The 21,356-nt window shown below is 71.0% G+C and carries 20 protein-coding genes; 10 read left to right on the top strand and 10 right to left on the bottom strand.

Annotation, left to right across the window (positions count from 1 at the left end; translation table 11 throughout):
* The 3 genes from ABH931_RS30840 to ABH931_RS30830 form a co-directional block, all read left to right on the top strand.
* Nucleotides 1-348: flavodoxin-dependent (E)-4-hydroxy-3-methylbut-2-enyl-diphosphate synthase (locus ABH931_RS30840; RefSeq protein ID WP_370120498.1), on the top strand; the 348-nt coding region annotated here is incomplete at its 5' end.
* 13 nt (nt 349-361) lie between these two features.
* Nucleotides 362-2,308, top strand: coding sequence for a 1-deoxy-D-xylulose-5-phosphate synthase (gene dxs / locus ABH931_RS30835; RefSeq protein ID WP_370120495.1), 1,947 nt, complete (start codon nt 362-364; stop codon nt 2,306-2,308).
* On the top strand, nt 2,298-3,704 hold the full coding sequence (locus ABH931_RS30830) for an aspartate aminotransferase family protein (protein ID WP_370120493.1): 1,407 nt from the start codon (nt 2,298-2,300) through the stop codon (nt 3,702-3,704). Before dxs ends, ABH931_RS30830 begins: the two co-directional genes overlap by 11 nt.
* A 38-nt stretch (nt 3,705-3,742) precedes the next feature.
* On the opposite strand, the gene ABH931_RS30825 is transcribed toward ABH931_RS30830, so the two are convergent.
* The 7 genes from ABH931_RS30825 to ABH931_RS30795 form a co-directional block, all read right to left on the bottom strand.
* Nucleotides 3,743-4,117 carry a hypothetical protein gene (locus ABH931_RS30825; RefSeq protein WP_370120490.1) on the bottom strand — a complete coding sequence of 125 codons (375 nt, stop codon included), beginning with the start codon at nt 4,115-4,117 and terminating at the stop codon, nt 3,743-3,745.
* Nucleotides 4,118-4,160: 43 nt separating this feature from the next.
* On the bottom strand, nt 4,161-5,081 hold the full coding sequence (locus tag ABH931_RS30820; RefSeq protein WP_370120487.1) for a phosphatase PAP2 family protein: 921 nt from the start codon (nt 5,079-5,081) through the stop codon (nt 4,161-4,163).
* A 275-nt stretch (nt 5,082-5,356) separates the two neighbouring features.
* Nucleotides 5,357-6,100 (bottom strand): SDR family oxidoreductase, encoded by a 744-nt coding sequence (locus ABH931_RS30815; RefSeq protein WP_370120485.1) that lies wholly within the window; start codon nt 6,098-6,100, stop codon nt 5,357-5,359.
* 68 nt (nt 6,101-6,168) lie between these two features.
* Nucleotides 6,169-7,254 carry an acyl-CoA dehydrogenase family protein gene (locus tag ABH931_RS30810; protein WP_370120482.1) on the bottom strand — a complete coding sequence of 362 codons (1,086 nt, stop codon included), beginning with the start codon at nt 7,252-7,254 and terminating at the stop codon, nt 6,169-6,171.
* Nucleotides 7,251-8,432, bottom strand: coding sequence for an acyl-CoA dehydrogenase family protein (locus ABH931_RS30805; RefSeq protein WP_370120479.1), 1,182 nt, complete (start codon nt 8,430-8,432; stop codon nt 7,251-7,253). Before ABH931_RS30805 ends, ABH931_RS30810 begins: the two co-directional genes overlap by 4 nt.
* A 148-nt stretch (nt 8,433-8,580) precedes the next feature.
* Nucleotides 8,581-9,339 (bottom strand): 3-oxoacyl-ACP reductase FabG, encoded by a 759-nt coding sequence (gene fabG / locus ABH931_RS30800; RefSeq protein ID WP_370120476.1) that lies wholly within the window; start codon nt 9,337-9,339, stop codon nt 8,581-8,583.
* A gap of 80 nt (nt 9,340-9,419) precedes the next feature.
* Nucleotides 9,420-10,436, bottom strand: coding sequence for a phosphotransferase family protein (locus ABH931_RS30795; RefSeq protein WP_370120473.1), 1,017 nt, complete (start codon nt 10,434-10,436; stop codon nt 9,420-9,422).
* A 103-nt stretch (nt 10,437-10,539) separates the two neighbouring features.
* Here ABH931_RS30795 and ABH931_RS30790 point away from each other — a divergent pair, with 103 nt between their 5' ends.
* The 5 genes from ABH931_RS30790 (at nt 10,540) to ABH931_RS30770 (ending at nt 15,637) form a co-directional block, all read left to right on the top strand.
* Nucleotides 10,540-11,133 carry a TetR/AcrR family transcriptional regulator gene (locus tag ABH931_RS30790; protein ID WP_370120470.1) on the top strand — a complete coding sequence of 198 codons (594 nt, stop codon included), beginning with the start codon at nt 10,540-10,542 and terminating at the stop codon, nt 11,131-11,133.
* Between the two features lie 237 nt (nt 11,134-11,370).
* The gene (locus tag ABH931_RS30785; protein ID WP_370120467.1) at nt 11,371-12,276 is read left to right on the top strand and encodes a MarR family winged helix-turn-helix transcriptional regulator; all 906 of its coding nucleotides are present in this window, start codon (nt 11,371-11,373) and stop codon (nt 12,274-12,276) included.
* Between the two features lie 62 nt (nt 12,277-12,338).
* Nucleotides 12,339-12,584, top strand: a complete 246-nt coding sequence (locus tag ABH931_RS30780; RefSeq protein ID WP_370120464.1) for a DUF1049 domain-containing protein — start codon at nt 12,339-12,341, stop codon at nt 12,582-12,584.
* 403 nt (nt 12,585-12,987) lie between these two features.
* On the top strand, nt 12,988-13,725 hold the full coding sequence (locus ABH931_RS30775; protein ID WP_370120461.1) for a lytic transglycosylase domain-containing protein: 738 nt from the start codon (nt 12,988-12,990) through the stop codon (nt 13,723-13,725).
* A 109-nt stretch (nt 13,726-13,834) separates the two neighbouring features.
* Complete coding sequence (locus tag ABH931_RS30770) at nt 13,835-15,637, top strand: AMP-binding protein (RefSeq protein ID WP_370120459.1); 1,803 nt, start codon at nt 13,835-13,837, stop codon at nt 15,635-15,637.
* Here ABH931_RS30770 and ABH931_RS30765 read toward each other — a convergent pair.
* Nucleotides 15,535-16,455: a TrmB family transcriptional regulator gene (locus tag ABH931_RS30765; protein ID WP_370120456.1), complete on the bottom strand. Its 921-nt coding sequence runs from the start codon at nt 16,453-16,455 to the stop codon at nt 15,535-15,537. The genes ABH931_RS30770 and ABH931_RS30765 overlap by 103 nt on opposite strands.
* 209 nt (nt 16,456-16,664) lie before the next feature.
* On the opposite strand from ABH931_RS30765, the gene ABH931_RS30760 reads away from it, so the two are divergent.
* Complete coding sequence (locus ABH931_RS30760) at nt 16,665-18,254, top strand: MDR family MFS transporter (protein WP_370120453.1); 1,590 nt, start codon at nt 16,665-16,667, stop codon at nt 18,252-18,254.
* Between the two features lie 83 nt (nt 18,255-18,337).
* Here ABH931_RS30760 and ABH931_RS30755 read toward each other — a convergent pair whose 3' ends face one another.
* Nucleotides 18,338-19,129 (bottom strand): SDR family NAD(P)-dependent oxidoreductase, encoded by a 792-nt coding sequence (locus ABH931_RS30755; protein WP_370120449.1) that lies wholly within the window; start codon nt 19,127-19,129, stop codon nt 18,338-18,340.
* 138 nt (nt 19,130-19,267) lie between these two features.
* On the opposite strand from ABH931_RS30755, the gene ABH931_RS30750 reads away from it, so the two are divergent.
* Entirely contained in the window at nt 19,268-20,254 is a 987-nt protein-coding gene (locus ABH931_RS30750; RefSeq protein WP_370120445.1) for an RNA polymerase subunit sigma-70, read from the top strand.
* Between the two features lie 226 nt (nt 20,255-20,480).
* On the opposite strand, the gene ABH931_RS30745 is transcribed toward ABH931_RS30750, so the two are convergent.
* Nucleotides 20,481-21,269: a hypothetical protein gene (locus tag ABH931_RS30745; protein WP_370120442.1), complete on the bottom strand. Its 789-nt coding sequence runs from the start codon at nt 21,267-21,269 to the stop codon at nt 20,481-20,483.
* Between the last annotated feature and the right edge of the window lie 87 nt (nt 21,270-21,356).

The following is a 21,356-nucleotide window of genomic DNA, read 5'->3' as shown; positions in this document are numbered from 1 at the left end:
CGGCAGCGCGGCCTGGAGATCGTCTCGTGCCCGTCGTGCGGGCGTGCGCAGGTGGACGTGTACAAGCTCGCGGAGGAGGTCACCGCCGGCCTGGAGGGTATGGAGGTGCCGCTGCGCGTCGCCGTGATGGGCTGTGTGGTGAACGGCCCGGGTGAGGCCCGTGAGGCGGACCTGGGTGTGGCGTCGGGCAACGGCAAGGGCCAGATCTTCGTCAAGGGCGAGGTCATCAAGACCGTGCCGGAGTCGAAGATCGTGGAGACCCTGATCGAGGAGGCCCTCAAGCTCGCCGAGCAGATGACGGACAGCGGCGCGGAGTCCGGTGCGCCCACCGTTATCGCGGCGCCGTAGGGAAGGTGGACACATGGCCCTCTTGGAATCCATCCGCAGCCCCCGCGACCTGCGCCTGCTGCCGCCCTCCGAGCTGCCGAAGCTCGCGGAGGAGATCAGGGAGTTCCTGATCGACGCGATCACCCGTTCCGGTGGCCACCTCGGGCCGAACCTGGGCGTCGTCGAGCTGACCATCGCGCTGCACCGGGTCTTCGAATCGCCCGACGACCGGATCCTGTTCGACACCGGCCACCAGTCCTACGTGCACAAGCTGCTGACCGGGCGGCAGGACTTCGACCGGTTCAAGAACCGGGGCGGCTTGTCCGGCTACCCCTCGCGCGCCGAGTCCGAGCACGACGTGATCGAGAACTCGCACGCCTCCACCGTGCTGGGTTACGCCGACGGCCTGGCCAAGGCCAACGAGCACCTCGGCCACACCGACCGCACCGTCGTCGCGGTCACCGGTGACGGCGCGCTGACCGGCGGAATGGCCTGGGAGGCGCTCAACAACATCGCCGAGAGCGACCGCCCGGTGATCATCGTCGTCAACGACAACGAGCGCTCCTACTCGCCGACCATCGGCGGCCTGGCCAACCACCTCGCCACCCTGCGCACCACCCGGGGCTACGAGCGCTTCCTGTCCTGGGGCAAGGAGGCTCTCCAGCGCACGCCGGTCGTCGGCGGCCCGATCTACGACGCGCTGCACGGAGCCAAGAAGGGCTACAAGGACGCGAGCGCGCCGCAGGGCATGTTCGAGGACCTGGGCCTGAAGTACATCGGCCCGATCGACGGCCACGACATCGCCGCCGTCGAGTCCGCGCTCAAGCGTGCCAAGGGCTTCGGCGGGCCGATCATCGTGCACTGCCTGACCGAGAAGGGCCGCGGCTACCGTCCCGCCGAGTTGGACGAGGCGGACCACTTCCACCAGGTCGGCGCGATCGACCCGATCACCTGCGAGCCGCTGCGGCCGTCCACGGGCGTCTCCTGGACCTCCGTCTTCGGCAAGGAGATGGTCGCGATCGGCAAGGAGCGCGAGGACGTGGTCGCCATCACCGCGGCCATGCTCGCGCCCGTCGGCCTCCAGGCCTTCGCCCGTGAGTTCCCGAGCAGGGTCTACGACGTCGGCATCGCCGAGCAGCACGCCGCGGTCTCCGCTGCCGGGCTCGCCACCGGCGGGCTGCACCCCGTGGTCGCCGTCTACGCGACCTTCCTGAACCGGGCCTTCGACCAGGTGCTGATGGACTGCGCGCTGCACCGCAGCGGCGTCACCTTCGTGCTCGACCGCGCGGGCGTCACCGGCACCGACGGGGCCTCCCACAACGGCATGTGGGACCTGTCGATCCTCCAGGTCGTCCCCGGCCTGCGGATCGCCGCCCCGCGCGACGCCGACCAGCTGCGCGCCGAGCTGCGCGAGGCGCTGGAGGTGACGGACGCGCCGACCGTCGTCCGGTACCCGAAGGCCGAGGTCGGGCCGCCCATCGTGGCCGAGGAGCGGATCGGCGGCGTGGACGTGCTGCTGCGCACCGGACCGGCCGGCCGGATGCCCGAGGTGCTGCTCGTCGCCGTCGGCACCATGGCCTCCGCCTGCCTGGACGCGGCCGCGCTGCTGACCGCCGAGGGCCTCGGCACCACCGTCGTCGACCCGCGCTGGGTCAAGCCCGTCGACCCGGCACTGGTGGAGCTCGCGGCCCGGCACCGGCTCGTCGTCACCGTCGAGGACAACGGGCGCGTCGGCGGTGTGGGCGCGGCCGTCGCCCAGGCGCTGCGCGACGCCGACCTGGACCTGCCGACGCGCGAACTCGGCATTCCGCAGCGGTTCCTGGATCATGCCGCGCGCGGTGAGATCCTGGACGAGATCGGCCTCACGGGTCCGGGCATCGCGGCCCAGACCGCCACCTTCGCCAAGGCGATCGGCCTGGTGGAGGGCACTGACTTCTTGTCACCCGACAGTGTGGGAGGGGACCAGCACCATGGCAGCTGAGCCAACCGAGAGCGCCACGAAGTTCGACGTGGAGGCGCTGCTCAAGGAGCGCGGGGCCGAGCGCTACCGGCTTCACGCCGAGCACCTGAACCACCAGCTGCCGCGGATGCTGCACACCATCGGCTTCGACAAGGTCTACGACCACGCCAAGGGCGCCTACTTCTACGACGCCGAGGGCAACGACTACCTCGACATGCTGGCCGGCTTCGGCATCTTCGCGCTCGGCCGGCACCACCCCGTGGTCCGCGACGCGCTGCACCAGGTGATGGACCTGGAGCTGGCCGACCTGACCCGCTTCGACTGCCAGCCGCTGCCCGGCCTGCTCGCGGAGAAGCTGCTCTCCTACACCCCGCACCTGGATCGGGTCTTCTTCGGCAACAGCGGCACCGAGGCCGTCGAGACCGCCCTGAAGTTCGCCCGCTACGCCACCGGCAAGCCGCGCGTGCTCTTCTGCGACCACGCGTTCCACGGTCTGACCACCGGCTCGCTCTCGGTCAACGGCGAGGACGGCTTCCGCAAGGGCTTCGCCCCGCTGCTCCCGGACACCGCGATCCCGCTGGGCGACCTGGAGCGCCTGGAGCGCGAGCTGCGGAAGGGCGACGTGGCCGCCCTCATCGTCGAGCCGATCCAGGGCAAGGGCGTCCACACCGCCCCCGACGGCTACCTGCGCGCCGCCCAGGAACTGCTCCACCGTCACAAGGCGCTGCTCATCGCGGACGAGGTGCAGACCGGTATGGGCCGCACCGGCGACTTCTTCGCGTACCAGCACGAGGCCGGCGTCGAGCCGGACCTGGTCTGTGTGGCCAAGGCGCTCTCGGGCGGGTACGTGCCGGTGGGTGCGACGCTGGGCAAGGAGTGGATCTTCGAGAAGGTCTACTCGTCGATGGACCGGGTCCTGGTCCACTCGGCGAGCTTCGGCTCCAACGCCCAGGCCATGGCGGCGGGCCTCGCCACGCTGCACGTCTTCGAGGACGAGCAGGTGGTCGCGAACGCCCGGCACGTCGGGGACCTGTTCCGGGAGCGGCTGGCCGCGCTGAAGCCGAAGTACGAGATGCTCGCGGACGTGCGCGGCCGCGGACTGATGATCGGCATCGAGTTCGGCAAGCCGCAGTCACTCAAGCTGAAGACCGGCTGGGCGGCCTTGCAGGCCGCGCGGAAGGGGCTGTTCGCGCAGATGGTGGTGGTCCCGCTGATGCAGCGGCACCGCATCCTCACCCAGGTCTCCGGTGACCACCTGGAGGTCATCAAGCTGATCCCGCCGCTGACCATCGGCGAGGCCGAGGTGGACCGCTTCGTCTCCGCCTTCGAGGAGATCATGGACGAGGCCCACAGCGGTACCGGCCTGATGCGGGACTTCGGCAAGACGCTGATCAAGCAGGCGGTCGCCGCCCGCTGACGGGTGCGGGGCGCGGGCTCGCCCGCGCCCCGGAGCGGTCACACCTCGAGGTTCTCCTCGATCCTGCGGACGACGTGCCGGGCCATGGCCAGGTTGGCGCGCTTCCGGTCGAGCGCGAGGTAGAGGAAGATTCCCTGGCTGCCCTTGTGCGTGAGGGGGCGGATCAGGTGGTACTGGGCGGTCAGCGTGATCAGGATGTCCTCGATGGACTCGCCGTGGAGATTGAGCATCTCCATCGTCCGCATCTTGGCCCTGACGACGTCCGTGTTGCCCGCCGCCGCGACGTTGAGGTCGAGCTCGGTGCCGGTGCCCAGCGTCCCGAGGGCCAGGCCGCTGTTGTAGTCGACGAGCGCGACGCCGATGGCGCCCTCGATGCCCATCGCGTCCTTGAGTGCCGTTTCCATGTTCGCCATGGCGGAGACTTTAGAAGCGGCATTCGAAGGGACGGGCGGAATGTCAATATACGATCGGAAATGACCGGCTGAGGGGCGCCGGGAGGTCACGGCGGTCGCGCGCCACCGGCACCGGTGCCCGGTTGTGGTCGCTCTGAGTCGGTACCTCGATCACCGTGCCGTCGGAGGATCCGCGTCGGCTGAAGCTCTCCCAGCGTTCCCGCAGCCAGGGGGCGATCCGCTCGGTCCACGTGCGGCGCATGCGCTCGTCGGCGCTGGTCACGATGGGCTCGAACAGCGGCAGGATCAGCAGCACCAGCGCGCCCGCGCACCAGCCGGCCAGGACGTCCGTCACCCAGTGGGTGCCGAGGTAGACCGTGGTCGCGCCGACCGTGATCGCCGTCCAGCCGGCCAGGAAGGCACCGGTGCGGCGCCAGCGGGTGGCCAGATAGGCGAGAACCCCCCAGGTCACCACCGCGTTCGCGGTGTGTCCGGACGGGAATATGTCACCGCCGAGGAAGATCTCGTTGGAGCCGTAGACATGCGCGTAGTGCGGTCCCAGCCGGCCCGTGCCGATCTTGACCGCCCCCACGGACATGTTCAGCAGGACCAGCGCCACGCCCAGCACCAGCAGGGGGCGCCAGGACTTCGTCCGCCAGCAGCGCCAGATCAGCCAGCCGGACACCACGATCGCCACGGGGCCGCGCTGCCCGGCTATGACGTAGTAGTTCAGGAAGTTCCACAGCTCGGGCCAGTGCTCGTACGGCCTCCACTTGAAGACCTCCCAGTCGAGCGCGACCAGGCGGGAGGTGGAGAAGACGGCGACGATGATCGTGGCGTAGGCCACCAGGTTGACCGCGAAGAGGATCTTGTGGGTACGGCTCAGCGGCCGCCAGCGCTCCCTGATGGGTGGCTGCGGCTGTTGCTCCTTGGACTGGTCGAGCTCCCGCTCGAGCAGTGTCCCCTCGGTCCTCTGGCTATGCACCCCTTCGACGTTACAGTGTTGCGCCTTCAACTCCGTCGGAGAGGTCATCTTCGTGACAACCATGTGACCTGGTGGATTGTCGGATCTGAATAAGTGTCGTCTCCTTTTCGATGATGACCGACAGGGGATGTGATCTGCGCCATCCTTGATCACCCGGCGGTTTGGGGCCGAGTTTCGCTGGGAATGCGCGGCACTTCGATTTCCTTCCGGCGCGGCAGGTGTGAATTTCCTGAGATGCCGGAAGGCATTCCGTCGGATTCTGGTCAGCGTGCCTTTCAGGCCAGGCCGGCGTTGAGCATCAGGCCACCGTCGAGCACGATCGTCTGCCCCGTGATCCACGCCGCCTGCCCGGACAGCAGGAAAGCGATCACACCGCCGATGTCCTGCGGCTCCCCGAGTCGCCCCAGCGGGTAGCTCTTCACCACCTGCTCCTCGTGCCCCGCGAAGAGTGCCTCCGCGAACTTCGTCTTCACGACCGCCGGCGCGACCGCGTTCACGCGCACCTTCGGCGCGAGTTCGTGCGCGAGCTGCTGCGTCAACTGGACCAGGGCGGCCTTGCTCGCCCCGTACATCCCGATGCCGGGCGCCGGCCCGAGCGCGGACACGGAGGAGACGTTGACGATCGCCCCGCCGTGCTCACCCTGCCAGGCCTTGTGCACGAGCTGGACCCAGCCGAGGGTGGCGACGACGTTGATGTCGAGGATCTTGCGGGCGGCGTCGAGGTCGAGGTCGACCATGGAGCTGTAGACCGGATTGGTCCCGACATTGTTGACCAGGAAGTCGATTCGCCCGAACGCCTCCAGCGTCCGTTCGACGGTCTCCGCGCGGTGCGGGGCGTCGTGCGACTTCCCGGCGACGGCGAGGGCGTGGTCGGGACCACCCAGCGCGGTGACGGCGGCATCGAGGGAGGCGGCGTCGCGCCCGGTGATCACGACGCGGTCCCCGCGCTCGACGAGGGCCTGGGCTGCCGCGAACCCGATCCCCCGGCTGGCGCCGGTGACGATGGCGACGTTGGACATGAAGACTCCTTGATTCGGGAGGTGCACCTCCTTCAGGGGCGCCCCGCGCCCCTGAAGGGACCGTGCGACTAGAGGTTGACCAGTTCGGCGATCCGGGCGCGGTGGCGGTCCGGGGTGCCGAGGGCGAGTGAGTCGCTCTTCGCGCGCTTGAGGTAGAGGTGGGCCGGGTGCTCCCAGGTGAAGCCGATGCCGCCGTGGAGTTGCACCGCCTCCTCCGTCGCGGTGACCGCGGTACCCGAGGCGAAGGCCTGGGCCAGGGCCGCGGTCAGCGGGATGTCGACGTTGCGGGTGACCGCGTCCGCGCCCGCGCGGGCGACCGCGCGCAGCTGGCTGACCTGGACCCACAGGTCCGCCAGGCGGTGCTTGACCGCCTGGAACCCGCCGATCGGGCGCCCGAACTGGTGCCGCTCCTTCGCGTAGGCGACCGTCGTGGTCAGCGCCCACTCGGCGACGCCCAGCTGCTCGCTGGCCAGCAGCGCCGCGCCCGTCTCCAGCGCCAGGCCGACCGCCGCCGCCGCGTCCGCGCCGGACGCGATCAGGATGCCCTCCACCTCGTCCAGGGTGACGACGGCGAGCTGCCGGGTCATGTCCAGGGAGACCATCGGCTCGACGTAGGCGCCGGTCACCGCGTACAGCTCCGGCGTCCCGTCCCCGGCGACCGCCGGGACCAGCAGCACGTCGGCCGTCAGCGCGTCCGCGACGTGCCGGACGGTGCCGGTGAGCAGCCCGCCGTCCGACCGGACGGCCGGGCGGAAAGGCCCCGGCGCCGTCGCGAACGGGACGGCCAGGGTGCCGACGGCCTCGCCGGAGGCGAGCTGTGGCAGGATCTTTCGCTCGCCGACGGCGAGCAGCGCGGCGGTCGCGAGGACGCAGCTGCCGAAGTAGGGGACCGGCGCGACCGCACGCCCGAGTTCCTCCAGCACGACGGCGGTCTCGCGCCAGCTCGCGCCCGCGCCGCCGAGCTCCTCGGGGACGGGGAGGCCGGTGACGCCCAGCTCGTCCGCGAGCGCGCGCCACAGCGCCAGGTCGGTGGTCTGCTCGGCCTCGGTGCGGGCGAGCGTCGCGTTCACGGGGGCGCGCTCGGCGAGCAGGGCGCGGACGTTGGCCCGCAGCTCCTCCTCGACCTCGGAGTAGTTCAGGTCCAGGCTGCTCATCGGGGCAGGTCCTTCCACGCGACGTCCTTGTCGACCCGGATCTCCGAGGGGAGGCCGAGGACCCGTTCGGCGATGATGCCGCGCAGGATCTCCGAGGTGCCGCCCTCGATCGAGTTGCCCTTGGCCCGCAGGTACCGGTAGCCGGGGCTGCCGCCGATCATCGACGGGTTGGCCGGCCGACGGAACGAGTAGTCCTCGTACTCCAGACCCTCCGCGCCCAGCAGCTCCAGCTCCAGGCCGGAGATCTGCTGGTTGAGCCGGGCGAAGGCGAGCTTCGCGGCGCTGCCCTCCGGTCCCGGCTGCCCGGCGGCGAGCTGCTGCCGCAGGCGCTCCGCGGTCAGGCGCGCGGCCTCGGCGTCGACCCAGAGCCGCAGCACCGCGTCCTGCAGGGCAGACGTGTGCAGCTCGGGGCGCTCGCGCCAGGTGCGGGCGAGGACCCCGATCATGCCGCCCTCGCGGGGTTCGGCGTGGCCGCCGATGGCGACACGCTCGTTCATCAGTGTCGTCTGCGCCACGCGCCAGCCGTCACCGACGGAGCCGAGGCGGTGCGCGTCGGGGATGCGCACGCCGGAGAGGAAGACCTCGTTGAACTCGGCCTCGCCGGTCGCCTGCCGCAGCGGGCGGACCTCCACGCCGGGGGCGTGCATGTCGCAGACGAAGTAGGTCATGCCGCGGTGCTTGGGCACGTCCGGGTCGGTGCGGGTGACCAGGATGGCCCAGTCGGCCTCGTGGGCGAGGGAGGTCCACACCTTCTGTCCGTCGACGGTCCAGTCACCGCTCTCCGCGTCCCGCACGGCGCGGGTGCCGAGCGCGGCGAGGTCCGAGCCGGCGCCGGGCTCGGAGAAGAGCTGGCACCACACCTCCTCCCCGGTCCACAGCGGCCGCAGGAACCGGCGCCGCACCTCGTCGGTTCCGTGCGCGAGGAGGGTGGGCGCGGCCATTCCGAGGCCGATGCCGTGTCGTCCGCTGTCGAGCGTGGGGGCCCCGGCAGCGGCGAAGGCGTCGTTCACCTCCTGCTGCACGGCCCTGGGCGCGGAGCGCCCCCCGAGGCCCTCGGGAAAGTGCACCCACGCCAGCCCGGCGTCGAAGCGGGCCCCGAGGAAATCCGCGACCGGGGTGGTCGCGGGGTCGTGCGCGGCGAGCAAGTCGCTCACCGCGCGGGTCAGTTCAGCATCCATGGACGAGGCCCTTTCAACTGAGGGGAGTTGCACTATCCAGGGGCGCGAGGCACTGCGCGACAAGCCACTGACGTCCGGATGGTCCTCAGCGCGCAGGGCCATCCGGACAGGTTGGTTGCTCGCGCCGTTCCTCGCGCCCCTGACGGGGCTAGTCCAGCGGGCCGCCGGCGACGTAGATGACCTGGCCGGAGACGAAGCCCGCGCCCTCGCTGACGAGGAACGAGACGGTGTGCGCGATGTCGTCCGGGACGCCGACGCGGTTGACCGGGATCATCGTCGCGGCTGCCGCCTTGAACTCCTCGAAGCCCATCCCGACACGCTCGGCGGTCGCCGCCGTCATGTCCGTGGCGATGAAGCCCGGCGCCACCGCGTTCGCGGTGATGCCGAACTTGCCCAGCTCCTTGGAGAGCGTCTTGGTGAAGCCCTGCAGACCGGCCTTCGCGGCCGAGTAGTTCGCCTGGCCGCGGTTGCCCAGCGCGCTGGAGGAGGAGAGGTTGACGATGCGGCCGTAGCCGGCGTCGACCATGTGCTTCTGGCAGGCCTTGGACATCAGGAACGCGCCCTTGAGGTGCACGTTCATGACCGTGTCCCAGTCCGACTCGGACATCTTGAACAGCAGGTTGTCCCGCAGCACGCCGGCGTTGTTGACCAGGACCACCGGCGCGCCCAGCTCCGCCACGACCCGCTCCACCGCGGCCGCGACCTGCTCGCCGTTGCTGACGTCGGCGCCGACCGCGATCGCGCGACCGCCCGCGGCGGTGATCTTCTCGACGGTGTCCTTGCCCGCCGCCTCCTCCAGGTCGATCACCGCGACGGCGAAGCCGTCCGCGGCCAGGCGGAGGGCGGTCGCGGCACCGATGCCGCGCGCCGCTCCGGTGACGATGGCGACGCGGTTCTGCTCGGTCATGAGAGGGGTTCTCCTGAGGGTGAGTGGTGAGTGGTGAACGAAGGAGTGATGAGTGGTGGCCTGCGGGATCGAGCGGCCGGTCAGCCGGCCGCCTGCCCGTTCAGGGTGTCCAGCGCGAGCGAGACCAGTGGCGGGACCATCGCGCCGAGGTGGGCGAAGCCGTCGCCGACCGTCTTGCCCTGGGTGAAGCGGTAGTGGATGCCCTCGGCGATGATCGCCAGCTTGTACTGCGCGAAGGCGGTGTACCAGGGGAGGGGGGTGAGGTCGAGCCCGGTGGTCGCCGCATAGCGCTCGACGAGCTCGTCCATCGCGGGGAAGCCGAGGGCCGGGCTCACCGCTCCGGCGACGGGGTTGCCGGGCATGTTCCCGGCGATGTCCCAGTAGACCTTCATCAGGCCCACGTCGGCGAGCGGGTCGCCGAGGGTGGCCATCTCCCAGTCGAGGACGGCGGCGATGGTGTCGTCGTCGGCCGCGATGGTGTTGTCCAGCCGGTAGTCGCCGTGGACGACGGCCGCGCGCTGCGGCGCGGGGACGCCCTTGCGCAGGCGCTGCTGCAACTCCTCCATACCGGGGATGTCGCGGCTGCGGGAGGCCTCGAACTGGCGGTGCCAGCGGGAGACCTGCCGCTCCAGGTAGCCGTCGGGGCGGCCGAACTCCGCGAGGCCCGCCGCGGCGGGGTCGACGGCGTGCAGGTCGGCCAGGACGTCGATCAGCCGGAAGGAGAGGGCGCGGGCGCGCTCGGGGCCGAGCCCGGCTGCGTCCTCGGCGGTGCGGTAGACGGTGCCGTCGACCTCGTCCATGAGATAGAAGGGGGCGCCGATGACCTCGGTGTCCTCGCAGAGCAGGTGCACCCGGGGGACGGGGACCGGCGTCGTCGCCAGGGCGGCGATGACACGGTGCTCCCGGGCCATGTCGTGCGCGGTGGCCAGCACGTGTCCGAGCGGCGGGCGACGCAGGACCCACCGGTGGTTGCCGTCGGTGAGCCGGTAGGTCAGATTGGACTTGCCGCCGGAGATCAGCGCGGCCGTCAGCGGCCCGGTGCCGAGGTGGGCGCGGAGCCGGTCGAGGTCCAGCCCCGGGGGCGTCGGAGTGCTCATGGCCGTCACGATACCGACTGGTAGGTATGTCGACTAGAGTGGCTCGCGCGTGGTGCGCCCCACGTTGACACACCGGACAGTGGACAGAGAAGAGAGGACGCCGATGACAGCCCGCGTCGACATGGCGGTCCCGGTCCAGGAGCGGCTGCTGGCCGCCGCGAGCCGGCTCTTCGCCGAGCGCGGTTTCGCGCCCACCTCGGTGCAGGACATCGTGGAGCTCGCCGGGGTCACCAAGGGCGCCATGTACCACTACTACTCGTCCAAGGACGACCTGCTGCAGCAGATCTACACACGGTTGCTCTCGGTGCAGCAGGAGCGGCTCGCGGAGATCGCCGAGTCGGCCCTGCCGGTGGCGGTGCGGCTGCGCGAGGCGGCGGCCGACGTGGTGGTCACCACCCTGGAGAACCTCGAGGACGCGACGGTCTCGTTCCGCTCCATGCACATGCTGCCCCCGGACCGGCAGGCCCAGGTCCGGGCCGACCGGCGCCGGTACCACGAGGCGTTCCGGGCGTTGATCGAGGAGGGCCAGGCGGCGGGCGCCTTCCGGGACGATCTTGCGGCGGATCTGGTGACGCATCAGTTCTTCGGCGGCGTACACCATCTGGGCAGCTGGTATCGAGTGGACGGCGAGCTCACCCCGCAGGCGATCGGCGCGTCCTTTGCCGAGCTTTTGCTTCGGAGCCTGCAACCGACCTGAGTCGACCACCAACGACCGGCTCGGATCACGATTGCATCGCAGCCCTCTGGGCCATGTCGCTCTGGTCTGTCTGGTTTGTATAGTGTCGGCCAGCAGCCGACGGCTGCCCGGCCGAAAACTCCGTACACAGGACCCCCACATGGTGCCTGGCTCACGGTCGCGCCGACTCAAGAGATCCGAACGCCGCCCACCCACAGGGCTGACAAAAGCGTCGGTGGAACACTTCAGGACGGTCCTATGGTGCTGGGGGATATCGACATGACGGGTACGCCGATCCGCTTGTCCCAGTCGCCTGGTCAGCTGATCCGCATAGCCCAGCAGGTCCACACGAGGTTGTGGACCGAGCACGTCGGAGCCGAGCTGACCGCGCCCCAGTACGCCGCGCTGATCGCTCTGGCCCTGGAGCCGGGCGCCGACCAGCGAACGGTCGGGGAGCGCGCGTCACTGGACAAGGCGACCATGGCGGAGATGGTCGGCCGGCTGGTCCGGCGCGGCCTGGTGCTGCGCCGCCGCGACCCCGCCGACGGTCGCCGCAAGCTGCTGACCCTCTCGCCGCACGGCGAGCAGGTCATGCAGCTGGCGTCCCAGGGCGTCGCCGTGGTCCAGCGCGAGCTGCTGGTTCCACTGACCGAGGCGGAGCGCTCCGAGCTGATGATGGCGCTGGCCCGCATGGCGCGCATGGAGAACCTCGCGCTGGAGACCATGGTGGACGCCCGTCCGCTGCTGGACGCTCCGCGGGTCATCGGCTACCTGATCCGGGTGGCCCAGCAGGTCCACACCCGACTGTGGACCGAACTGGTCTCCAGTGAGCTCACCGCTCCGCAGCACGCGGTGCTGGACGCGCTCTCCGTGGAGCCGGACATCGATCAGCGCACCGTCGGCGAGCGCACCTCGCTGGACAAGGCCACCATGGCCGAGCTGATCAGCCGTCTGGTCCGGCGCGGTCTGGTGCTGCGCCGCCGCGACCCCGCCGACGGCCGCCGCAACCTGCTGGCGCTGGCCCCCGGTGGCGCGCGCCTGCTGGAGGAGGTCAACCCCGGCGTCGCCGAGGTCCAGGCGCGTCTGCTGGAGCCCCTGGACGAGATCGAGCGCGAGCGGACCCTCACCCTGCTCGCCGTCGTCGCCCGACTGCTGGTGCGCTGACCTCTCTGTTTTCCTGCATGTCACTGCGGGCGTCGCGCAAGCGGCGCCCGCACACTTTTCCCATGGCGAACAGCGAGACCAAAGACCGGAAGATCGGCCCCGTCACCGTCAACGTGCGCACGGTCGGCGCCGCGGTCCTGCTGGTCCTGGCGGTCTGGTTCATCCTGATGAACACCGCCAAAGTGAAGATCCATCTCTGGGGCATGGCCACGGTGACCATGTCCATGTGGGTCTGGCTCACTGTGATGCTGGTCGTCGGTGTGTTGCTGGGCTGGTTCGGCCGCCGGTACCGGGAGAAGAACCGCTGAGCGTGTGAGCCCCGCCACAGCCGGGTTCTCTTCCACGATCGCCGATAGTTGATCGTTTGCCCGAGCGGCGCAGGCGTCCGCAGGGCCTTCGCACAGGGCTTACGCGCTCTGGCGATCTTCCTCGCAGCTCTCCCACGTCGGTGCACGAACGCCGTTCCACTACGGACCCGCGTAGTAGAAGGCGCATTGAACCCGGCTTGTCCGGCTTGTTATCAATGGCGGAGTCGTCACGGCGGCCCCGCGATCGAAGGTTGCTCGCAGGGCTGCCCGCAGTCCGGCACCAGCCCGAAACCGGCGTGCCAACGGCGCCGTCCGACCCCGCAGCGCACCTGTCCCGCGCTGCGGGTGACGTCGGACCCCCGCCGCCCAGCCAACCGATTGAGAGCTCTCCTTCATGCCTTCCATGCCCTCCCTGAACCTGCGCAAGCGCGGCATCGCCATCGCCGGCTCCGTCGCCGCCGTGGGTCTCGCCGCCACCGCCGCGGTGGCGCTCCCGGGCAACGGTGCGTCCTCGGCGGTCGCCGACCCCAACGCGAAGGCCGCTGTCGCCAGCGCCAGTGCGCAGGCCTCGCAGGAGGCGGCCGCGAAGGCTGCCTCCGCGAAGGCCGCCGCCGACAAGGCGGCCGCGGACAAGGCTGCCGCCGCGAAGAAGGCCGCGGACGAGAAGGCTGCCGCCGCGAAGAAGGCGGCCGACGCCAAGGCGGCTGCCGACAAGGCCGCCGCGGACAAGGCCGCCGCGGAGAAGGCCGCTGCCGACAAGGCCGCGGCGCAGCGCGCCGCGCAGGAGGCCGCGAACCGCTCGCAGCAGCGCCAGCCGGTCCAGCAGCAGGCACCGGCGGCGCCGGCCGCGCCGTCGGGCAGCCCGCAGGAGATCGCCGCGCAGATCGTCCCCGCGGACCAGCTGGCCTCGTTCGACCAGATCATCTCCCACGAGAGCGGCTGGAACGTCTCCGCGACCAACCCCTCCTCCGGCGCGTACGGCCTGGCCCAGGCCCTCCCGGGCTCGAAGATGGCCTCCGCGGGCGCCGACTGGCAGACCAACCCGGCCACGCAGATCCGCTGGGCGCTCGACTACATGAACAGCACCTACGGCAGCCCGAACGCCGCGTGGGCCTTCTGGCAGGCGAACAGCTGGTACTGAGCACCTGAGGTCGCTGCGACGGGCTGTAAGTGCGGAACCTCTTGTCAGCAGCCCGGCGTGATGTCACGATCTTGCCCTCTGTGAGACCGCGCGTCAGCGAGGGGGACCCGTGGACCGCACCGGTCAGGCGTGGCACCGGTACTACGCGACCGGAGTGCCGCACCAGCTCAGCATTCCCAATGTTCCCGTGCACGGTCTGCTGGACGACGCGGCTGCCAGGTTCGGGCGGCGTACCGCCCTGGTGTTCCTCGGACGCAAGACGAGCTACCGCGCGCTCAACCGGCAGGTGGCCCGCTTCGCGGAGGGGCTGGCCGCCCTCGGGGTGGGCCGGGGCGACCGGGTCGCCCTCGTGCTGCCGAACTGCCCCCAGTACGTCGTGGCGTTCTACGCCACCCTCCGGCTCGGCGCGATCGTCGTGCCGACGAACCCGCTCTACACCGAGTCCGAGCTCGTGCACCAGCTCAAGGACAGCGGGGCCACCGTCGCCGTCGTCTACGACGGCGCCTTCGAACACGTCGACGCCGTCAGGGGGCGCACCGCGCTGCGGCACGTCGTCGTCGCGTCGCTGATGGACGCGCTGCCGCTGTACGCGCGCCTCGGGCTGCGGCTGCCGCGCGAGCGCTCGCGCGCCCTGCGCGCCAGGCTCAGCACGCCGCTGCCGCCCGGCGCCGACCACGTCCGCTTCGACGACGTGCCCCGGCGGCCCGCCCGCAAGGGCGGGCCCGCGCTCGGGCCGGTGAGCGCGCGAACCGCCGTGGCGGTGCTGCAGTACACCGGCGGGACCACCGGGACGCCGAAGGGCGCCATGCTGACCCACCGCAACCTGGTGGCCAACGCCCACCAGGTCCGTGCCTGGTACCCGCAGCTGCGCCCCGGGCGCGAGACACTGCTGGCCTGTCTGCCGATGTTCCACGTCTACGGCATGACCATGTGCCTGGGGGTCGCCGCCACGGCCGGGGCGCGGACCGTGCTGCTGCCGAACTTCGACCCCGAGCTGGTCGTGCGGACGCTGCGCCGCTGGCGGCCGACGCTCTTCCCCGGGGTGCCGCCGATGTACCAGGCGCTGATGAAGGAGGCGGAGAAGCGCGGCCCCGAGGTCAAGCGAGCGCTGCGCTCGGTGCGGTACTGCATCTCCGGTGCGATGCGCCTGGAGCCGGAGACGGTCGACCGCTTCCGCGAGCTGACCGGGGCGCACCTGGTCGAGGGCTACGGGCTGTCCGAGGCCTCGCCGGTCGTGCTGGCCAACCCCCTCAACGCCAACGCGCGGCCCGGTACCGTCGGCATCCCGCTGCCGGGCACACAGGTGCGGATCGTCGCGGAGGACGATCCCGGCAAGGAGCAACCGTACGGTGAGGCGGGGGAGCTGGTGGTACGCGGACCGCAGGTCTTCGCCGGCTACTGGCACGAACGCGAGGACAGCGCGGCCATGCTGCACGAGCGCTGGCTCTTCACCGGCGACATCGCCGTGATGAGCCCGGACGGTTTCGTGACCGTCATCGACCGCAAGCGCGACGTGATCATCGCCTCCGGGTTCAGCATCTTCCCGAGCGAGATCGAGGAGGTGCTGCTCGCGCACCCGGCGGTGGCCGACGCGGCCGTGGTCGGCGTGCCGGACCCCTACCGGGGCGAGACGGTCAAGGCGTGCGTGATCGTGCGGTCGGGGAGCCGGCTGACCGAGCGGGCGCTGATCGAGTACTGCGCCGCCCGGCTCACCGGCTACAAGGTGCCCAAGATCGTGGAGTTCCGGGTGGACCCGTTGCCCCGCAACATGCTCGGCAAGGTACTGCGTCGCGTGTTGCGGGACGAGCATCAGGCCTGGGAGGCGTCCGGCTCCTCGTCCTTCGAGCTGCCGTCGTTCAGGATCTCCAGCGACGCCTCCAGGGACGGGATCGTCCCGGACTCGGCCGGCTGACGGTCCTTGAGGGCCTCGGACAGGGTCAGGCTGCGGTCCCAGATCGAGTGGAACGCCAGCGCCAGCGCCTCGGCCAGCGAGGGGTGGCGGATGCACAGCGAGGTCGTCGCGCTGTCGCGGGCGACCGGGTCAGGCATGTCGCACAGCACCGTCGAGCCGTCCGCGATGATCATCTTGAGCGGCAGCTCGTCGGCGATGCGGATCTCCTCGCCCGCGTCGACGAACAGGTGCATCACCTCGACCAGCGCCGGGTCCTCCAGCACCTCGCGCGAGTAGAGCGAGCGCACGGTGCGGCCCGCGGCGTGCAGGCGGGCGCTGGCCTCCAGGCCCGCCAGGTTCTCCGGCGGGGTGAACCACGGCGGCTTGGAGAAGCTGAGCAGCTCCCGCTCCGCGGTGGTCTGGAGCCGCGCGAAGCGTTCGCCGATGTCGCCGGCGTCGCGCAGCACCTCGACGTAGTCGAGGGGGTCGGTGTGGGTGCGGCCGCTGTCGAAGGTGGGCGTCAGTTCGCGGGCCAGCTCGGAGGAGAGCCGCTCCAGGCGGCCCAGTGAGCGGCGCTGCTGCTCGATCAGCCGCTCTACGGCGGTGTCGGGGGCGACGGCGGAGTAGCCCGCCACGCGGCCCGGGTGGAGCACGGCGAGCTGCCGACGGATCAGCCCCTCGAGCACGTCGTAGACGCGCTGTCGGGGAACACCCGCCTCCCTGGCGACTTCGGCCGCGGTGAAGACGTCGCGGCGGATCAGGGCGAGGTACACCCGGGCCTCGTAATTGGTGAGGCCCAGCTCCTCCAGGTCGGCTGCGCGTCGATCGTCCGTCTGCATGCTGGCACGTTAGCGGCGGGAGTGCGGGTGCTGGCAAGCGCCATCCGCGACTTGGGGGTCCGCAGGCTCCGGTCGGGGGGACTTTTCCGGACGAAACGGGGTGTCGGCGCCTGGGTGAACGTCCGGTGACCGGCGTGACCTCCAGCTTACTTGCCGTAAGGCTAGCCCTGCCGTATCGGTTGTCGTACCCATGCAGTAGCGTGCCTGCCATGTCAGAGATCACGACCGACACCCCGGTCACCCCGCCCGGTCCGGAGGCTCCGGCCGACGGCCCCAACTACCTCAGCCACAAGCAGATCATGGTCGTCATGGGCGGCCTCATGGCCGGCATGCTGCTCGCCGCTCTCGACCAGAGCATCGTCGGCACCGCGCTGCCCACCATCGTCAGCCAGCTCGGCGGCATCGACAAGCTTTCCTGGGTGGTCACCGCCTACCTGCTGACCTCGACGGCGGCCACGCCGCTCTGGGGCAAGATCTCCGACCTGTACGGCCGCCGGATCATCTTCCAGTCCGCCATCGTGATCTTCCTGATCGGTTCCGCCCTGGCCGGCCTCAGCCAGAACATGGGCGAGCTGATCGGCTTCCGCGCCATCCAGGGCATCGGCGGCGGCGGTCTGATGTCGCTCGCCTTCGCGATCATCGGTGACGTCATACCCCCGCGCGAGCGCGGCCGTTACCAGGGTCTGATGGGTGCCGTCTTCGGCCTGTCCAGTGTCGCCGGCCCGCTGCTCGGCGGCTGGTTCACCGACTCCATCGGCTGGCGCTGGATCTTCTACATCAACCTGCCCGTCGGCATCGGCGCACTGATCGTCTGCTCCTTCGCGCTCAAGCTGCCGGTCAACCGGCGCGAGCACAAGATCGACTACCTGGGCTCGACGCTCATCGTCACCGCGGTCACCAGCCTGCTCCTCTACCTGAACTGGGCCGGCACCAGCTACGGCTGGACGAGCTGGCAGGGTCTGACCCTGTGCATCGGCTCGGTGCTGCTGACGGGGCTCTTCGTGCTGGTCGAGCAGCGCGCCACGGAGCCGATCCTGCCGATGCGCCTGTTCCGCAACCCGGTCTTCCGGATCGGCAACGGCTTCGGCTTCTTCGCCGGTTTCGCCATGTTCGGCGGCATCATCTACCTGCCGGTCTACCTCCAGGCCGTGCAGGGCATGTCGGCCACCAAGTCCGGCCTCGGCATGCTGCCCGCCGTCGCCGGCATCATGGCCACCGCGATCACCTCGGGTCGCATCATGGCCAAGACCGGCAAGTACAAGATCTACCCGATCGTCGGCGCCCTGGTGATCATCGCTTCGCTGCTGCTGCTGTCGACGCTGACGAACACCACGCCGTACTGGCAGGTGGCGCTCTTCGCCTTCGGGTTCGGCGCGGGCCTGGGTCTGACCATGCAGACGGTCGTCACCGCCGTGCAGAACGCGGTGGACTTCCGCGACATGGGTGTCGCGACCGCCTCGGCCACGTTCTTCCGTCAGATCGGCGCCTCCATCGGCACCGCGATCTTCGGCACGGTGCTCACCAGCCGCCTCGCGCACTACCTCAAGCAGGAGTTCGCGGGCTCGCCGAAGGGCGCGGGCGCGCTCAAGGGCATGGACACCAACAACGTCCAGGCCATCAAGGCCCTGCCGGAGCCGGTCAAGCACCACGTCACGGCGGCCTTCGCGCACGCCATCGGCGACCTGTTCCTGATCGGTGTCCCGTTCATCGTGATCGCCCTCGGCTTCGCCCTGACGCTGAAGGAGATCCCGCTGAAGGCCCTCGGCGGCCCGGGCCCGGACGCGCCCCCGGCGCACTGAGTCCTTGCGGGTGAGCGCCCGGAGCCGCGCTGCGGCTCCGGGCGCTCTGCCGTTCTTGGGCGCTCTGCCGTTCCCTGACCGTCTCAGTCGTCCAGGCGGCCCATGGAGAGGTTGACGATCGTGCCCGTCAGCCCGACGGCCCCGTCGGAGGCCACGAGCGCCGCCGCCCTGGCCACCTCGTCGGCCGTCATCGCCCGACGGGTGTGGCTCATGCCGGTGATGTAGGCCTCGAACTGCTCCCAGCTCAGCCCGGACCGCTCCGCCTTGGCCTCGAAGGACTCGCGCAGGGTCGTGGTGTCCGGGAGGCCGTGCGGGCGCAGGCCCACCACACGGACGCCCTGCGGGGCCAGCTCGGCCGACAGGTCACGGGTCAGCGCCTCCTTGGCGGCGCCCGAGGCGCCGTAGCCGCCGTTCAGCATGCTGCCCATCCGCGCCGTGAGCGCGGTCACCGTCATGATCACCCCGGATCGGTTCGGCACCATCCGCCGTGCGGCGGCGCGGGCCGTCAGGAAGTACGACCGCGTGTAGTCCGCGATCGGGCGGACGAACGCGTCCGGGTCCTGCTCGGCCAGCGGCGTGCCGACGATGTCGCGGTCGCAGAAGCCGACCGCGTTGAACGAGACGTCCACCCGGCCCGCCCGCTCCACCACGCCCCGCAGGTGCGCCTCGACCGCCTCCTCGTCCAGCGCGTCCACCTCGGCCGCCTCGGCGCGGCCGCCGGCCGCGACGATCTCCTTGGCCACCAGTTCGACCGGCGCGAGCCGGTGTCCGGTGAGGAAGACCCGCGCTCCCTCTGCCGCGAAGGCCCGTGCCGTCGCGCTGCCGATCGCGCCCGCGGCTCCGTAGATCACCGCGTTCTTGTCCTTGAGCAACATCTCTCCGGCTCCTCTCGTGTGCTTCCGGAGGGGTAGAGCGGGAACGGTGGGAAAACTGGGCGCTCGCGGACCGCCCAGTTCGCGGCCCGGGCGGTGTCGGCATCAGGAAGGGTGTTCCGGGTGGAGGAGGATGGCGTCGTGACTGCTGCGGACCTGATCGAGCGGGCGAGGGCCGGGGACGGTGAGGCGTTCCGGCAGCTGACCGAGCCGCTTCGGCGAGAGCTTCACGTCCACTGCTACCGGATGCTCGGCTCCCTCCAGGACGCGGAGGACGCCCTCCAGGACACGCTGCTCTCCGCCTGGCAGGGCCTCGACGGCTTCGAGGGCCGGGCCTCGCTGCGCACCTGGCTCTACCGCATCGCCACCAACCGCTGTCTCAACACGCTGCGTTCCGCGAGCCGACGGGCGGCGCGGGAGTGGAACGTCCCCGGCATGGTCCCGCCCGAGCCGACCCGCCTCGGCGAGGCGGTCTGGCTGGAGCCGATTCCCGACACGCTGGTCGGGGAGCTGCCCCTGCCGGGCCCGGAGGCCCGCTACGAGCAGACGGAGTCCATCTCCCTGGCCTTCGTGACGGCGCTTCAGCTCCTGCCGCCCCGTCAGCTCGCGGTGCTGGTCCTGCGCGACGTCCTCGGCTTCCACGCGAGCGAGGTCGCGGCGATGCTGGACACCACGGTCGAGTCGGTCACCAGCGCGCTCAAGCGCGCCCGCGCGACCCTGGAACGCCGCGCGGACTCCGCGGCGTCCGCTTCCGCGGCCGGGTCCCCGGCGGAGGAGGCGCTCGTCGCGCGCTTCACGACCGCCTACGAGGCGGCCGATCTCGCCGCGCTGGTCGCCCTGTTGACGGACGACGTCTTCATGTCGATGCCGCCGATTCCCTTCGAGTACGAGGGTCGCGACCTCGTCCTGCGTTTCCTGACCGCCCTCTTCGGCGCGGGCCGCGTCTTCGACCTCCTCCCCACCCGCGCCAACGGCCAACCCGCCTTCGGCGCCTACCTCCGTACCCCGTCCGGCACCCGCCGGGGCACCGGCCTCATCGTCATCACCCCGCGAGGCGACCGCGTCTGCGCGCTGTCGCGCTTCGAGGCCGACGTGCTGCCGTGGTTCGGCCTCCCGGAGACGCTGTAGCGCGTTACCGTGGCACGCGTTGACTGTTCGGTGTCCGCAACTACGCCGGCTTCCGGCCGCTCGCCGAGGGGCGGGGGCTTCCGGCCGATGTGACGGCGGAGTGCGGGACGAGGTCCGGTCCTTGGGTGGGGACGCGCACGGGGTGAGCTCTTCCGCGTGGCCCGGATGACGCGGCGCGAGGCGGTGCCGTCGGCTGGTTCGACCACCAGGCCGGCGGATCGGCGGATCAGTAGTCGAAGCCCACGTGGACGTGGTCGTGGTGGGTGGCGTCGCTGAAGAACTGGTTGCCAGTGCCGCCGCTCAACAGGTAGGGGCCGCCGACGTTGTAGGAGCCGGCGGCGGCTGCCGCGCGCATGAAGGACTCGACGAGGGCCTGTGGGGTGGCCGGGTCGATGACGGCGTGGCCGTCGATGGTCCAGACGTCGAAGGCGCGGCCCTTGGGGTGGTCGCTCGGGCGGGTGGTGCCGAAGACGTCGATGGGGTGACCCGAGCGAACCACGCTCAGCATCATGCGGTGGCTGCGGGCCAGCGTCAGCAGCGCGTCCAGCGCGCTGTCGTGGACGTTGCCGCTGAGCACGTCCGCGTGGGCGGCGGGCGGGAGGGTGATCGCCTGGATGTCGGCGAGGACGGCGTGGGCCGCCGAGGTCAGTGACGCGGCGGGTGGGCCGGGGACGGCGGGGTGCAGGGCGGTCACGGTCCACTGCGGTGACGCGGCGCTCAGGCGCACGTCGACGGTGGTGCCGCCGGAGCCGGAGTCGTCGCCGGGCGTGTACTGGCGGCAGACGACCAGCACGCTGGCCGAGTCGGTGAGGATCCCGCCGTACTGGGCCTCCAGCACCTGCACCGCGGCCTCGGGCGCACCGCCCAGCAGCGCGCCCGCCTGATCGGCGAGCGCCGGGTCGTAGCCCGCGTCCGCCGCCCGCTTGCGCGCGGCGGCGAGCCCCTGACCTCCGGCGGGCCACGTCCCGAGCGCCTCGATCAGCCGCACGGCGCGCAGCTTCACCTCCGGCTGCACGTCGTTGGGGCTGGGTCGCCAAGGGGCGGTGAGGTGCAGCGTCGCCGACGGGCTGGGCGCCGGGCCGGCGCTTGTGCTGACGGCCGT

The sequence above is a fragment of the Streptacidiphilus sp. MAP12-33 genome (assembly GCF_041261265.1).
Lineage (GTDB): Bacteria > Actinomycetota > Actinomycetes > Streptomycetales > Streptomycetaceae > Streptacidiphilus.
Note: the sequence above shows the minus strand (reverse complement) of the source record. Positions and strands in the feature narration are given on the sequence as shown.